Source organism: Cylindrospermum stagnale PCC 7417, assembly GCF_000317535.1.
In the GTDB taxonomy this organism is placed as follows: Bacteria; Cyanobacteriota; Cyanobacteriia; order Cyanobacteriales; family Nostocaceae; genus Cylindrospermum; species Cylindrospermum stagnale.
In genome coordinates, this window is the sequence record NC_019757.1 from 6,097,268 (window position 1) to 6,111,413 (window position 14,146).

Annotated in this window: 16 protein-coding genes, 2 tRNA genes and 2 pseudogenes; 5 read left to right on the plus strand and 15 right to left on the minus strand. The window is 43.1% G+C overall.

Annotation, left to right across the window (positions count from 1 at the left end):
• Positions 1-163: 163 nt before the first annotated feature.
• Both CYLST_RS25690 and CYLST_RS25695 read left to right on the plus strand, forming a co-directional pair.
• Positions 164-1,099: pseudogene (locus CYLST_RS25690) on the plus strand (nitrogenase component 1); the annotation flags it as partial.
• Between the two features lie 77 nt (positions 1,100-1,176).
• On the plus strand, positions 1,177-2,580 hold the full coding sequence (locus CYLST_RS25695; protein WP_015210665.1) for a site-specific integrase: 1,404 nt from the start codon (positions 1,177-1,179) through the stop codon (positions 2,578-2,580).
• Here CYLST_RS25695 and CYLST_RS25700 read toward each other — a convergent pair.
• A complete protein-coding gene (locus tag CYLST_RS25700) occupies positions 2,563-3,177 on the minus strand; it encodes a Uma2 family endonuclease (protein ID WP_015210666.1) in 615 nt (204 codons plus the stop codon). The two genes, CYLST_RS25695 and CYLST_RS25700, sit on opposite strands and share 18 nt — an antisense overlap.
• Positions 3,178-3,285: 108 nt before the next feature.
• Between CYLST_RS25700 and CYLST_RS34850 the strand changes: the two genes are divergently transcribed.
• Positions 3,286-3,435, plus strand: coding sequence for a hypothetical protein (locus tag CYLST_RS34850; RefSeq protein WP_157162641.1), 150 nt, complete (start codon positions 3,286-3,288; stop codon positions 3,433-3,435).
• A gap of 207 nt (positions 3,436-3,642) precedes the next feature.
• On the opposite strand, the gene CYLST_RS25705 is transcribed toward CYLST_RS34850, so the two are convergent.
• The 9 genes from CYLST_RS25705 to CYLST_RS25745 all read right to left on the minus strand — a co-directional run bounded on the left by CYLST_RS25705 (position 3,643) and on the right by CYLST_RS25745 (position 9,048).
• Complete coding sequence (locus CYLST_RS25705) at positions 3,643-4,092, minus strand: KilA-N domain-containing protein (RefSeq protein WP_015210667.1); 450 nt, start codon at positions 4,090-4,092, stop codon at positions 3,643-3,645.
• A gap of 139 nt (positions 4,093-4,231) precedes the next feature.
• Positions 4,232-4,414 carry a hypothetical protein gene (locus CYLST_RS25710; RefSeq protein ID WP_015210668.1) on the minus strand — a complete coding sequence of 61 codons (183 nt, stop codon included), beginning with the start codon at positions 4,412-4,414 and terminating at the stop codon, positions 4,232-4,234.
• Positions 4,415-4,556: 142 nt separating this feature from the next.
• Positions 4,557-4,919, minus strand: a complete 363-nt coding sequence (locus tag CYLST_RS25715; RefSeq protein ID WP_015210669.1) for a hypothetical protein — start codon at positions 4,917-4,919, stop codon at positions 4,557-4,559.
• 911 nt (positions 4,920-5,830) lie between these two features.
• Positions 5,831-6,637: an Arm DNA-binding domain-containing protein gene (locus CYLST_RS25720; RefSeq protein ID WP_015210670.1), complete on the minus strand. Its 807-nt coding sequence runs from the start codon at positions 6,635-6,637 to the stop codon at positions 5,831-5,833.
• A gap of 182 nt (positions 6,638-6,819) precedes the next feature.
• Positions 6,820-7,098, minus strand: coding sequence for a hypothetical protein (locus CYLST_RS25725; protein ID WP_015210671.1), 279 nt, complete (start codon positions 7,096-7,098; stop codon positions 6,820-6,822).
• Between the two features lie 24 nt (positions 7,099-7,122).
• Positions 7,123-7,446, minus strand: coding sequence for a hypothetical protein (locus CYLST_RS25730; RefSeq protein WP_015210672.1), 324 nt, complete (start codon positions 7,444-7,446; stop codon positions 7,123-7,125).
• A gap of 100 nt (positions 7,447-7,546) precedes the next feature.
• On the minus strand, positions 7,547-7,918 hold the full coding sequence (locus CYLST_RS25735) for a hypothetical protein (RefSeq protein WP_015210673.1): 372 nt from the start codon (positions 7,916-7,918) through the stop codon (positions 7,547-7,549).
• Between the two features lie 59 nt (positions 7,919-7,977).
• Positions 7,978-8,352 carry a hypothetical protein gene (locus tag CYLST_RS25740; protein ID WP_015210674.1) on the minus strand — a complete coding sequence of 125 codons (375 nt, stop codon included), beginning with the start codon at positions 8,350-8,352 and terminating at the stop codon, positions 7,978-7,980.
• Positions 8,353-8,397: 45 nt separating this feature from the next.
• On the minus strand, positions 8,398-9,048 hold the full coding sequence (locus CYLST_RS25745) for a hypothetical protein (RefSeq protein ID WP_015210675.1): 651 nt from the start codon (positions 9,046-9,048) through the stop codon (positions 8,398-8,400).
• 216 nt (positions 9,049-9,264) lie between these two features.
• Here CYLST_RS25745 and CYLST_RS34855 point away from each other — a divergent pair, with 216 nt between their 5' ends.
• Positions 9,265-9,432 carry a hypothetical protein gene (locus CYLST_RS34855; protein ID WP_015210676.1) on the plus strand — a complete coding sequence of 56 codons (168 nt, stop codon included), beginning with the start codon at positions 9,265-9,267 and terminating at the stop codon, positions 9,430-9,432.
• A gap of 242 nt (positions 9,433-9,674) precedes the next feature.
• A pseudogene (locus tag CYLST_RS25750) lies at positions 9,675-10,223 on the plus strand (nitrogenase component 1); the annotation flags it as partial.
• 255 nt (positions 10,224-10,478) lie between these two features.
• On the opposite strand, the gene CYLST_RS25755 reads toward CYLST_RS25750, so the two are convergent.
• The 5 genes from CYLST_RS25755 to CYLST_RS25775 all read right to left on the minus strand — a co-directional run bounded on the left by CYLST_RS25755 (position 10,479) and on the right by CYLST_RS25775 (position 13,888).
• Positions 10,479-11,198, minus strand: a complete 720-nt coding sequence (locus tag CYLST_RS25755; protein ID WP_041233270.1) for an AAA domain-containing protein — start codon at positions 11,196-11,198, stop codon at positions 10,479-10,481.
• A complete protein-coding gene (locus CYLST_RS25760) occupies positions 11,161-11,499 on the minus strand; it encodes a hypothetical protein (RefSeq protein ID WP_041233271.1) in 339 nt (112 codons plus the stop codon). Before CYLST_RS25760 ends, CYLST_RS25755 begins: the two co-directional genes overlap by 38 nt.
• 287 nt (positions 11,500-11,786) lie before the next feature.
• Positions 11,787-13,313, minus strand: a complete 1,527-nt coding sequence (locus CYLST_RS25765) for a slipin family protein (RefSeq protein ID WP_172642201.1) — start codon at positions 13,311-13,313, stop codon at positions 11,787-11,789.
• A gap of 426 nt (positions 13,314-13,739) precedes the next feature.
• Positions 13,740-13,813, minus strand: a tRNA-Ile gene (locus tag CYLST_RS25770).
• A tRNA-Thr gene (locus CYLST_RS25775) sits at positions 13,813-13,888 on the minus strand. Before CYLST_RS25775 ends, CYLST_RS25770 begins: the two co-directional genes overlap by 1 nt.
• Positions 13,889-14,146: the final 258 nt, after the last annotated feature.

A 14,146-nucleotide genomic window follows, 5' to 3' on the forward strand; every position in this document is an offset into this window, starting at 1 on the left:
AGAAATAAAACTCTAGCAACAGGAAAAAGGCAGAGAGTGCCACATCATTGCTCTCACCTTTGACCAACATTTCTTCTATCCCTTAAGGGGACTTTAAGTCCCCAACCCCACAGGGGAAAACCCCTTCCCTATTCCCGTTCCTTAGGAGCAAGAGAGACAGAAAATGACTCCTCCAGACAACAAGAAAATCATCGAAGAAAGAAAAGAACTAGTTAAAGAAGTTCTCAAAGCTTATCCCGAAAAAGCTGCTAAAAAGCGGGAAAAGCACCTCAATGTATATGAAGAAGGTAAGGCTGACTGCGGCGTTAAATCTAACATCAAATCTTTACCAGGTGTGATGACCGCTCGTGGTTGTGCTTACGCAGGTTCCAAGGGTGTGGTTTGGGGTCCTATTAAGGACATGATTCACATCAGCCACGGGCCTGTAGGTTGCGGTTACTGGTCTTGGTCTGGTCGTCGTAACTACTACATCGGTACCACAGGTGTTGATACCTTTGGTACCATGCACTTCACCTCTGACTTCCAAGAACGGGACATCGTTTTTGGTGGTGACAAGAAACTAGTCAAATTGATTCAAGAACTAGACGATCTTTTCCCTTTAAACCGTGGTGTTTCCATTCAATCTGAATGTCCCATCGGTCTAATTGGAGATGACATCGAAGCTGTTGCTAGAAAGACCTCCAAGGAAATTGGTAAGCCAGTTGTTCCCGTTCGTTGCGAAGGCTTCCGGGGTGTTTCCCAGTCTTTGGGTCACCACATCGCTAACGACATGGTTCGTGACTGGGTTTTCACCAGAGCAGACCAAGCGAAGAAAGATGGTACACTCAAGTTTGAAGGTACCCCCTATGATGTAGCCATTATCGGTGACTACAACATCGGTGGTGATGCTTGGGCTAGCCGCATCCTGTTAGAAGAAATCGGCTTGCGCGTAGTCGCTCAGTGGTCTGGTGATGGCACCATCAACGAAATGTTGATGACCCCCAACGTGAAGATGAACCTCATCCACTGTTACCGCTCGATGAACTACATCAGCCGTCACATGGAAGAAGCTTATGGTATACCCTGTACAGAATATGATTTAATGTGTTTTGAACCCACGATTTAGTCCAGGCTTGACTTTGCTCAATTCAAACATTGTTCCAAATGGACTAAATTTTAAGCCAAATTTAAGACACAATGGAATTTAGCAATCAGGACGTTTTCGGCGATTTCACACCGCCAGCATCTACCGATGGCAGCTATCTAGGGAATCGGGAACAGATGAAAGCGACTCGGCAGCATTTAGAGAAGAAGTTTGAGAAAGGTTTGGCTGAGGTTAAGGCTCGGTTGAAGGCAGGTAAGGTTAAGGTCGGGCTTGTGGTGGCTGGGGATACTATTCAATTGCAGGCATCGCTACCAATTAAGCCTGGGGACACCGACACCAAGGGGACTGGGGACAAGCAATACAAAATCTCGCTCAACATCCCTGCAAACTTGGATGGACTGAGGACGGCTGAGGAGGAAGCACAGGAGTTAGGCAGGCTGATCGCCCGTAAGCAGTTTGAGTGGAATGATAAATATTTGGGTAAACTCGCCAAGGTGGAGAACGGGCCACAAACTGTTGGTGAGATATTAGAGGAGTTTGAAGTTGAATATTTTAAAACTCACAAGTTGACAGAAAAAAGTAAGCATACTTTCTCTTATTACAAAGACCATTTAAAAAGACTGGTTGGCACTGACACGCTATTAAGTCAGGTTTCTATAGATAAAAAGATTGCAGAGATAACTAATGATTCTGCAAAATATCACGCTGTTAAAAGTTTGAAGGTATTAAGGTCAACTCTCAACCTGACTAGCTTTAGCCTGGATGGAATCAAGAGTACACAGCCCAAGAGTCAGGTTAGAGATATCCCCAGTGATGAAGATATAGTCAGGTATTATGAATCGTTTCACAATTATTCGTTGTCTAGAAGTCTAACAATTAAGAAGGATTGCATAGATAGCTGGAAGATGTGGGAATGGGTCTATGGGATGCTTGCAACCTATGGCTTACGACCGAGAGAACTGTTTGTTAATCCGGGGATTGATTGGTGGTTAAATCCTGAGAATAAGGATAATACTTGGAAGGTTCACCCAGATACTAAGACAGGATATAGAGAAGCCTTACCGCTCCATCCTGAATGGGTGGAGTTGTTTGATTTAAAGAATCCCGAAGCTTTGCAGATGTTGAGATCGCAAACTTACGACAGAACGAGTTTTACGGAAATCAACACGATTCGGGTCAACTGTTCGTCATGGTTTAGGCGGGTAAAGATTCCGTTTACTCCCTATGATTTGCGTCACGCCTGGGCAATTAGAGCGCACATGATGGGTGTGCCGATTAAGGCGGCGGCTGATAATTTGGGGCATTCAGTGGAGATTCACACTGAAATTTATCAGAAGTGGTTCAGTTTGGAGAACCGGAAGAAGGTAATTAGGCAGGCGGTGGATAAGAAGGATGATATTGAGGCGTTGAAAGAAGAGAACGCACGTTTAAGGGCTGAGGTTGAGCGACTTAAACATGCGTTGGCACGGAAGCAAATTTCAGAGGTTCTGTTGTAAAACTTCTTTGGCGGTCAGGCGTAATTCTGGGAAGGTTGGAGATACTATAAAATCGTCTCCCCTAAACTGGGTTACTTGATATTCACCTTCAGTCAAGGAATAAATTGATAGTGTGGGTAACTTGGGATTGCCGATAAATCTTCTGCCGCCTACTCCCAGGTAATCTATGATCCAATATTCAGGAATTCCTATGGCTTCATAGTCACTAACTTTATTCCCGTAATCAACGCCCCAATTAGAGCTAACAACTTCGGCGACGAATGGAACTGATGCGGCTTGGCTGACGGTTGACTGTTTCTGCCACAAGGGTTCATTGGCCAAGTTGTCTAGATTTAACAGCAGGATGTCGGGGCAATAAGCTGTTTCCGTTGCTGGGGTTTTAACAAAGGCATTTTTAGAGATGACGTAAGGCCGGTTTCTCCTAACTATCTCTGCTGTTAAGTTGCGACTTAGTAGGGCGATGATGAGTTCATGTTCCCCTAATGGCTGGTTCATTTCGACAATTGCTCCGTTGTGCAGTTCGTAGCGTAATCCTGTGTCGGGGTACCATTCTGCAAATTGTTCAAAGGTTACTGGTTTTGGTAAAGCTTGAACCATAGTTCGCCCTCTTGTGCGATCGCTTTTATTTTACTCGTTGCCATCATTTCTCTACCTGGTGCAATGAAGGGGGGCTTTGGGCTAATGCAACGCTAGCGGCTGGAAAGGTTGAAAACTAAATTCAAGGATTCTAAAACTTTTGGTCAAAACACCGTTACCCCCGGCACACCCGGCACAGCCTTACCAGACAAGGATTGCAGCCGTGTCACCTCTGTGCCGGGCGGTGGCACACCCGGTGCAGAGTTAGAAAACAGTTAACCATCTGTTACGGCAGTTACGCTACCTGTAACAGAGGTGTAACAGCCACAACCCTTACAGCAAGCCGCTGTTACACCTGTTACGGGTGTGACGCCCCCCTTGAGCAAGAAGTTAAAAGTTTTGAATTTTAATATCCGTCGTCAGCGATCGCCTATAAAAATAACCCCCGACCAATGACCAGGGGTTATCTCTGAAAACTTGGAAGCTTTAATCAATTAGTGGCGGCGTTGGACAATCTTCTGTTGGTACAAAGTTGAAACGTCTGGCACTCCAGAAGTATTTACTTTTAAATTTCTGCTGATCCGCCTCATTCATCAAAGGATAGGTGTTGGCTATGGCAAGGTCTTTGACGATGGATATTGCGTCCCGAACACCAATATCGATTTTAAGTTCTAGTGCAAGGCTGATTTCTGACCCCGTGATTTTTACGCTCTCAAAATTTGACACACCCGCCTGGGGTGTGTGAAAAATCTCAGAGTTTGACACACTATTTTTTAGGGTGTGAGAAAGATCGTCTGCTTTTGCTTTTGTCTCCGGTAACTGTTTCCATTTATCCAATCGGGAGCCAAAAGCCTTACACCACTTTGTAGCGTTGATATAACCGTCGCCGCGCTGGGCATCTTGCACCAATTCACTAAACTTTTCTATTTCTGACATGGGCTAAACTCTTGATAGTTGAATTTCTTTCTTTTGAGTTAAAGCAGCCAGCACCCGTAACAGGTGTAACAGCGGCTTGCTGTAAAGGTTGTGGCTGTTACACCTCTGTTACAGGTAGCGTAACTGCCGTAACAGATGGTTAACTGTTTTCTAACTCTGCACCGGGTGTGCCACCGCCCGGCACAGAGGTGACACGGCTGTAATCCTTGTCTGGTAAGGCTGTGCCGGGTGTGCCGGGGGTAATGGTGTTTTGACCAAAAGTTTTAGAATCCTTGAATTTAGTTTTCAACTTTCCCCGTCCCCCGTCTTCAATCAAATTCATTAGGCAGAAGTAGAGATTTCCTTGATAAATGCGTCGATCGCCTTTCCCGCTGTTGACTGCCTCCCCACCTTCAGCTTTTTCAGCACCTTATCCCGCGCCGCATCATAATCTACTGGTTGCCTCAGAGATTGGGTGTTATCTCTCAGGCGGTCAACTCCCCCAGGCGTTCATCTAACTCCCGCCTAACATCTGCGATCGCGCTTTCCACTTCCCGCTTAACCAAATTCTGGATGTCCACGTCGTTTAAAGCAGTATTAGTAGACTCAGCTAGAATACGCTCTACTTCTTGCTTAACCAATTCCTGTGTAATTACGGTGTTTATGGATTTATTGCCATTCGACGGAAATCCCAAAGCACCCATTAACAGCCTTTTAGCTGTGAGATTCAGGGAGTCTTTATCTTCCGGTGTCTGCTGCAATTGCAATGCCTCAACCTCAAAATCTTGGAGACGGAATGAGAATAGCTTGCTAGTGCCACTACCCGCGATTACTGGCTCCCAATTCAAATCAGGTTCTAACAGGTCTATTAGGTTTGCCTCTAATGCAGGTAACTCATCTTCAGTGATGGCGTACTGGATCGGGGATACCGTACAAATGGTTTTGGCGTACTATTGTCACCCAGACGTTACAGCTGCAACGTGTCCTGACTTTTTAACTTTAGCGATCAATTCTGAACCGCTGAACCGCCAGATAAATTACTGAAAACAAGTTCTGGCATTGATTACAAGTCCTTTCACCCGCCTGAACCCAGTTCAGACACTCCTGAACCGCTGAACCAACGGACTGACAAGGGTTAGGCAAGAAATGTGAACCAGTTCAAACACGCCACCAAGCTTACTTATGAGCAGTGCTTGCATCTGATTAACTTCTGAACCGAACAAGAGGGGGAACTTATCACCGGAACAAAGGCAGAAGGGTACAGATTACCCGCTTAGAGCCGGAACACGGAACAATCAGGAACAGACGGAACAGCTTACTGTGTCTTGTTCCTAGCTGTTCCGGGTTTGTTCCGCACTTGTTCCAGGCGGAACAAAAAAGCGATCGCGTTTAGGGGAATGCGATCAGCATCTGTTGTCTGGCTGCATTCACACCCAAACTATTAAAATCAGCAAAATTTAGACAACAGACAACAGACAACAGAACCAGGCAGAATCCTTATGTATCAATGCACAGAGACAGACAACAATTGGACAACACACAGACAACAAAAAGCGATCGCGTTTCTTAGGGAGTGCGATCGCTTTTTTCATTAACTTCTCTCCCATTACTTGTTGTCTGTCTAATCTCTGTCTGTTGTCTAAATTCTGTCTATTGTCTGTCTGTGTCTGTCCATTGACCTGTAAGGATTCTGTCTATTTCTGTCTAAAATTCGTCAATTTCAATAGTATTTGCATCAACCCAGACAGACAGACCCACGCTAGGTTTCAGAATCCACAGGTCTAACAACCAGTAATTGAGTCAGCGCGAATTTACCCGTTACAAAACCGTTACGCCTATTTGGGTCAACGACAGGAACAAGTACCATCCGTTCCTCTAGCTCCACTGTTGCCCCTAGTGCTAGTGGTTTGTCAATTACTGCGTCGCTGGCTGGCTTGTCTAGTTTTGGTTTGTGAGTTTTGTAGCGGGATAGTGTCGAGTCAAAGTCACCCGTCCAAATATCGTCTTTTATCTCATCCCTAAGCGATCGCGCCTTCTCGCGGTTAGCCGGGGTATCTTCTAGCCCAGTGCGTAGAAAGAACTGTTTATCAAATCCCTTCACCCTAAACCGCAGGGCCAACAGGTTAGACCGTGAGTCGATACTTATCCATTTATCCTCTTTTGTCCGCTGGTCAATCTCTTGCTCATCTTGAGCGAGGGGAGTTACTTCACTGGCATCAACAGTAATTGGTTCCTCTACTTCACTGGCATCAGCGGTAATTGGTTCTTCTACTTCACTGGTGAGGGGAGTCACTTCACTGGCATCAGCAGTAATTGGTTCCTCTACTTCACTGGCAAGGGGAGTAATGGGGTTAGCTTTACTGACAGTTTTGAGTTTCAGGCACTCTCTTAAGTCACCTAGCAACTCTTTAGCCTGGTAGTACTCCATTGGTAGGATACCTCTAGGAGATTTCTTGACGACATAGTCAAAGATGTCATCCCAGCTATGAACAATTTCTTCTATTCGTTTAAGCCTGGACAGTCCATCTTTAATTGAATCGGCGGTTTCTTCAGGTACTGACAGCATCGTGAACAGTGTCTATGGTATAGTTATATACTATTATATAAATTGATTGAATATCTAGATACGATAGATTTGTATTATTGTTAACCGTCAGGGTTGCATCTGGGGACTGGCAATAAAAATGCGATCGCATTTCTGGGGTGAAGTGCGATCGCTTTTTGTTACTAGCAGCAAGTGCTTCATGTCTACTCTGAATGTTTTTTGTCTATGCCCAGAGTAATTTTTATTTCAAGAATATCTCGACTCAATATATTAAAATCGCTTTTAACCTCCTGCAACAGGTCATTAATTGCGTTGGATATTTGCAATTGATTATTTTTAAGGTGATTAAAATCTCTTTCCGCCGCATATTTTTTGCGCTCAAAAGATTTTTCATTACCAATGTACCAGACAAGAACCAAAACCCCTTGGGTTATAACAGTAAACGCCAGTGTCCCAATTGCAATTCTATCTGAGGTATTCATGAGGTTTTACTCTCAACAAGATTGCTACTCCTTTTCATTAAGCCTGACAGTAAAATCAGTTGTCTTTGAAAGAAATGCCTGTATGTCTTTGATGGCGCTATTCTGCCGTCTGTTCTCCTCCTCCAGACTTAATGTCAAAGTGTCGAACCTTAGCTTTGATAACTCGCGCTCATATTTGTATTCCAGAACATGAGCATCCAGTGAACTAGCTAAATTTTGCATTCCAATTGTATGGTGTTTGTCAATGTCACTAATTGCCCTTAATATTGAATTAAGGTAATTAGCAACAACCCACCCGCCGCCGCCCAACACAGCTAAAATTGCCACCATCAATTCTTTGGTAATCATCTTAAGAACACACTAACTGAACACTTTAATCTGAGGATGTGGCGCTATCCTCTAACAAATCCTTGATAGCTGCTACACCTGATTTAATCCTAGTCAAGCCTTAGCTAGGATTATTATCATTTCCTGTAAACTCCCAAATGCTTACAGTGCAGTCCCTAAAATATTTTGGCGTTTGAAACGAAACTTTGTAGGGAGGGGAAAACAACAGAAATTTAATTATTTTAGGAGTGTAGAGAGGGATAAACAGCCTTTCTCCCTCTGCCATGCCTGCTATCCCTAGCGGCGCATCTAAAACCTGGCTTAAATACCCGCCTTTAATCCAGGTGTCACCTGCTGATGCTGAAATTACTTGGATGCCAATAATTGAAGAAGTAAAAATGTGTAAAGGCTCGATTTCAGGGATTGGATTATTAAATGTTCCACTCAGAGTATTAGAAAATATTAAAATCCAATCAAAGCTATTTTGAAACATTTTTAATCCAAGGACTTAAGAAACAGCAAGAGTTACAGTAACACCATTACTATCGTCCGTTAGCCCGGTGGTGTTATTGGTGGTGATACAGTTTCAGGCAACAAGACAGCTATAATGTCTTTGATGTCCAGCTTGTCCGAAAAAGTTTCATCATCTTTTGGAAATCTAATATGAGCACCTTCCCCCCATTCGTCCTGCGAAAAATATCCATATTTAGAAACTATTTGTTCTACTAAAAGCCGCCATTCTGGCAGTTTTTGTAAATACCCATAAGCGGTCTCACTAATCCAGTATCTCCTAGCTTCCTTGTCAACCTTAACTAATACATTAAACTTCTCAGTTAATGATTTTGCATCATTACCAGACTCTTTGGCTACATGATCAATAGCTAAATCCATTATTTCCAAACATTCATCAGTAGATAATACTTTCATTTCATTGCCCTTTATTTAAAATGTAACTATTGTCAATCTTGCTCACTAGAGAATAACGTAGGCATTACTAACTGGTGACCAATTAGCGGGGAATTCTTTCTCAGGGTCATAAAAAGTTATGACATTTGATGCCGTTGCAGAATCGCCTGCCCCAGAAACAACTAGCTTTCTAGCTTTCCCTGGTTTAGGAAATTCAGCACCGAATACCAAATCTTTCACGTCGTTTTCTGTGGCATATTTAATACCTAGCGCCGCTAAATCAGCGTCGCCTATTCTTCCTATTGTCACTTTGGGCATATGCCAAGCATATTTAATACCCCTAATAGTGACGTACACTGTGCGAACAAAGCTTGACCCTCCAGCAGTCAAGTGCACAGATGGAAGTTTTCTATTCCTGGTAACCGTCCAACCATCTACACGAGCGCCGTTAAAATTTGCCGCTGCAACGTAACTGGATGAAGATTTAGTTTGAAACCGCTTGCTAGCCTTGGCTGGTTTAGGATAGCTAGGGGTCAATGCCGTTCCAACGGGCAATTGAGTTGTGTCAGTAATTGTCGAGATACCTAAAATAGTTCGGCTGGCTTTAGGTATATTGGTGTAAAACGCATAAGTTAAAGCGCCCACGCCCTGCTCATCTCCAGGATTGATTGAAACCGTACACAAATCCTTTGGATCGTATTTTGTAGTGCTTCCCATGCCTTTCCTCACTCATGCTTGAACAAAACAAGCTAAACACATTTACAATCTATATGCAACGCACATTACAGCGATTAGGCAAGGTTAAAAGCCTGGGGAAAATCATCAGGAACCCTAGGGTTCCACAGAAGTAAAAGACTCTGTTTCAGCCATTGATTAAAATATCTTATGAAACTTACCTGTTACCCTTTAATGCAGCAAAGAAGCAGATTGTGTATGACGCGCATAGTCAGGCGGCGGCATTCAAAATGGGGGCGAGGATACCAGTATGTACCCCGCCAAGACTTAGTGCAGAGACTAGCGAGAGAACTAGGATGGACAGAGGAAGCAGTACGTAACCAAATAAAAGAGGAAAGAGATTGGCTGCTAAAACAGTTGTATTGAGTGCAGACTTAACAGTCACCATAGGGTTAGACTGACCGCCGACTACCCACGGTGTCAAGGAAGTATTCAAATATGATGATCATTGACGGTGTTAAAACTTAAGCCACAATTAATAAATCAATTTACTGTTTCGACTGGGTTTCAGGCGTTAAAACAAGGCAATTTAAGCCAAAATTAAGCCATAAAACTGCGCTCTCTCCAGAATGCTTACACAGTAAACGTTTTACGGCGTCAAACTTTATCTACCCTGGCTTGAGTATAATTTCTTCGGACCCACCAAGATTGCTGAATCTTTACGGGAAATCGCTTCTAAGTTTGACGAAAAAATCCAAGCAAATGCTGAGAAGGTAATTGCTAAGTACCAACCCACAATGGATGCGATCCTCAAGAAGTATCGCCCCCGTTTGGATGGTAAGACTGTTGCGATGATGGTTGGTGGTCTACGTCCTCGTCACGTTGTCCCAGCTTTCCAAGATTTGGGCATGAAGATGATTGGTACAGGTTATGAGTTCGCTCATAATGACGACTACAAACGTACTACTCACTACATCGAAAATGGTACCATCGTTTATGACGACGTTACCGCTTATGAATTCGAGGAGATTGTTAAGGCATTGAAGCCTGACCTCATCGCTTCTGGTGTGAAAGAGAAGTATGTCTTCCAAAAGATGGGTCTTCCTTTCCGTCAAATGCACTCTTGGGATTACTCCGAACTTGGTGATGGGGGTTGGAAGTCAGGTAAATCAAGGTTTTTTGAGGATGGGAGAGAAGGGAGTCTATTTCTAGCCTAAATGGGATCTGTAGGGTTCGTGAGTAACAATGTTTGTTTGATACTGGATCTAGTATAACTCTTATTCAGCCTGGTTTTGAGGCGTGGCTTAAATTTGGCTTAAATCAAAAATTGTAAAGTGAAAGACTATTTTGATTGATGATTTATTAGACTAAATAGCGATCGCATTGTAGAGGTAATTAAAAAGCTCCTGAATAATCCAAGTATGCGTTGCCTAGAATTGTACTAATTGATGAGTAGCTGGAGCAACGAGATTCTATCTGATTTGTTGTAGTTGTTTGATCTTTTCTATCAACAGACGAACTTGAACAGGTTTGTTACGAAACCAGTCTGTTGACCAAATGCGGTAAATTTTCCAACCGAGCCTTTCAAGCACTTCTTGTCTGAGGCGATCGCGATCTCTGGCAGTTGGTGAACTATGGTATGATGCCCCATCACACTCAATCCCCAGTAAAAACTCACCAGGGCAATTGTTATTGACTACAGCCAAGTCAATCCGGTATCCTGAGCATCCAACTTGGGTGCGGATAGTGTATCCCTCTTGGACTAAAGTATAGTAAACATCTTCTTCAAATGGCGATTCAAAGCGAAGCGTATCTGTGGAAGAGTTACCTTGCAATACTTCTCCGCCACTCGCTGCATATTTTAAGTAATTATGTAGTGCTTCTATGCATTTGCTTTTGGCGCGTGTAGTGTCGATGTCCCCAGGCTGTATGGAAGAAACGAGTGTAATTTTACTTTTCGCCCGCGTGACAGCGACGTTGAGCCGTCGTTCTCCACCTTGCCGATTCAGGGGGCCAAAGTTGAGAGAAAGCTTACCTTGATCATCACGAGCATACCCAACGCTGAGTATGATTGCATCTCGCTCATCACCCTGAACATTTTCTAGTGCTTTCAGAAAAAACTGTGGTGAGTTATCACTACAAAACGTCTCCAGATCAGGATATTCTTTCCCAGTTTTCCCAGCGCTGCACATGAAGTTGTTTTAGACGTTCTCTAGCAGTTTCTAGTTGGTTAAAATCGAGTTTAGAAAACTCCTTAATTTGCCGTTCGTGTACTTGAATATTAAAGTTTTTTAACTCAGGCTTTTTGGCAAGAATAGCATCAAGGCATATTTGATAAATTCGCTTTTCTAAAGCTGGAAACCATTGCTCTGGTTGAATTTGATTGTCACGTAAAGCATTCAAAAACTTATTATTCCCCAGACTTTCTAATTTCTGGTAAGTTTCTTTATAGGTCAGCCATTCTTGAAAATAAGGCAGTTCAGATTGAGCCAAGTTTAAGAAGCTGTCTAGTTCGGCAAAAGTAATTTGATTACGAGATCGGTAAGAATCTGTGATGTCACTTTCATTACAGAATTTCTAAAGTTCGAGGACTATCTTGCCGAAACTTGATGAGAGGATTTCGTATTCCCAAGTCAGCCAGCCCAGCTTTCCACTTTGCAATTTTTTGAGCAAGGTTTTGTTGAGAGTTTGAAGCTGACTGTCGCATACTCGCTTTTCTCGTAAATAGACCTACTGTCCAATATTATACTATCCTTGTTGCCTGTAAGCAGTTGCCCCCATCACTGCGGATTCATGCGAATTAAGTCTGTCAAAATATTATCCAAACTGCCGTTAACTTGAATCCGATCAATTTTTTCGGCAATTCGTTCTAAAACCTCCAATTCCTTCAAACGCAATGCAACCGGATTATCTTCCATCACCTTGGCAGTGTTTAACATACTGCGAGTAGCAGCAGTTTCTTCTCTGCGTCTGACTACGTTGGCTTGAGCGGCTTTTTCAGCCTCAACAACCTTACTCAAAATAGCCTTAATTTCCCCAGGTAAAATGATGTCTTTGACACCTACAGAATCAACTTCAATTCCATATTCAGCAGCTTTTTGGCGAATATATTCAGAGATACTTCTATCAATTGCACCTTTATCTTCTAATAAAGCATCTAAAGTCCGTTCACCCACTGCACCACGCAAGGCAAATTGCAATTCTTTGTATAAGAAACCGGAAATATCTGATAACCCGTTTTTTGCCTTCAATGGGTCTTGAATGCGGAAGCCAGCAGTTAAGTTTAAACGCAGAGGTACTTTATCTTTAGAAAGGATATCTTGACCAGAGATTTCCATGTTTTGTAGTCGCAGGTCGATGGCTTCGGTTTGAAAAGAACGTCCAAACAACCACCAAGCGTTTACCCCTGGTTGGAGTTGTGCTTGAAATTCTTGATTAATGTACAGTAGTCCGACGTGCTGTGCGGGAACTTGGCAGATATGCAAACAGTTGCGACTGAGCAATTTTACATCTGCTGCACCTTCAACTAACTCTGCAACCAAGGGAAAGGGTAACTTTGCATTTGTGCTGATGTCTACAACTTCCACTTCCACACCTTGCCAAAATAACTTGCGGCTTGTAGGTGGCAAAATAGAAATTACCTTACCCCGATATCGCACAATCGCTACTTGATGACTCTGTAATTGTACGACTTCACAGTAAGCATCAACAAAGTTGGGATGTTTTTCAATTAGTACATCTTCTAGGGGGAAATCTGGATTAGGCACAATCCGGCTGAGAGTCCGCACTGTCACATCTTGAGCTACAGACCAAAAAGCATACTCTCCTGGTTCCAGAGGTTGCACAAAATTGTTTTGCAGATATAGCAAACCAATCTCATATTCAGAGATTTGGAACTTTTTTATTCCAGTCAATGCAACTGAGCGCAATTGCTGCACAAAAGAACTAGGCAATTCTAAGCTTTCTTCTAAATTGAAGAGATGAGATTCTACTTCAATAAAACCACGCCAAAATGCCCGTAATTGATTTGGGGTAATGATTAACCAATTCCGACCCCAGTGGACTAAAGCAGTTTGATTAAATGCGGTTCTGACAATCAATAAATGTTTTTGCAGTTCATCTGCATGATTTCGCAATAATAGTTCTAGGTTTTCAATCTGTGCTTCCGGCTGGTTGAGGTCGTATGTTTTGACTTGCCAATGGCGACCAAAGTAAGTATATGTACCAGGCTGCAAGATTTTCTTAAAGTCGCTGCGGTGATATAAAATGCCGATTTCGTTAGGTTTGATATAAAATGTTTGCCACATAGTAATTTGCATATTTGCAATATCAGATTTATTTTAGCTGCTTGTAATACAATACTACAACATTTTTTTAACTCTGCGATCGCAAGTGTTGACAGTTCATGAGTGGACAAAAGCTGCTCCAAAACTGGATTAAGATGGCTGTAACCTTGTCCTGGCTGCACCGTAGCAAACCAGATCAAGAAAACCGCGCTCAAATATGCCGTTCAGTTGACCATGTGGAAAACGAAGGGACAAACTCAAGTTAGGGAGAAATGCAGTTGCACTAACTCATTTACTGTAGCTACCGAACATCACCCTTACGAGCAACGACCGACAGCAAAACACTTGCACCACAGAGTTTAGAAAAGGAGGGTTTCAGACCTTTGGGGATCTGTACCATATTGGCTACCTTAAAAGGGTAGTGTCCTTTAACCCGGACAGGGTTGTGCGAAAGTACAGGAATCGAACCTGCTACAGATCGATTATGAGTCGATTGCTCTAACCAATTGAGCTAACTTTCTGGGGTTTGATACAGGATTTGAACCTGTGACCCATCGATTACGAGTCGATCGCTCTACCAACTGAGCTAATCAAACGATATAGTTTAAAGTACTAGGCGGTATACGCTGATCGCAAAGGATGGCGCACCAGTCAGGTGTATAGAACCTAAACTATAGCTTTGCAACTTTGTTACTATCCCGCTCCAAATGTAGCACATTGTAGGAGATGTAGGTGCAGTTTGTAGTGGAAATGGCCTTAGATGGAGATGGCGATCGCAAAAATCAGCTTTTGTCGGGCATTTGCGATGTTTGAAATTATGGTGCGTTGCGGTTTGCGACAACGCACCCTAGAAT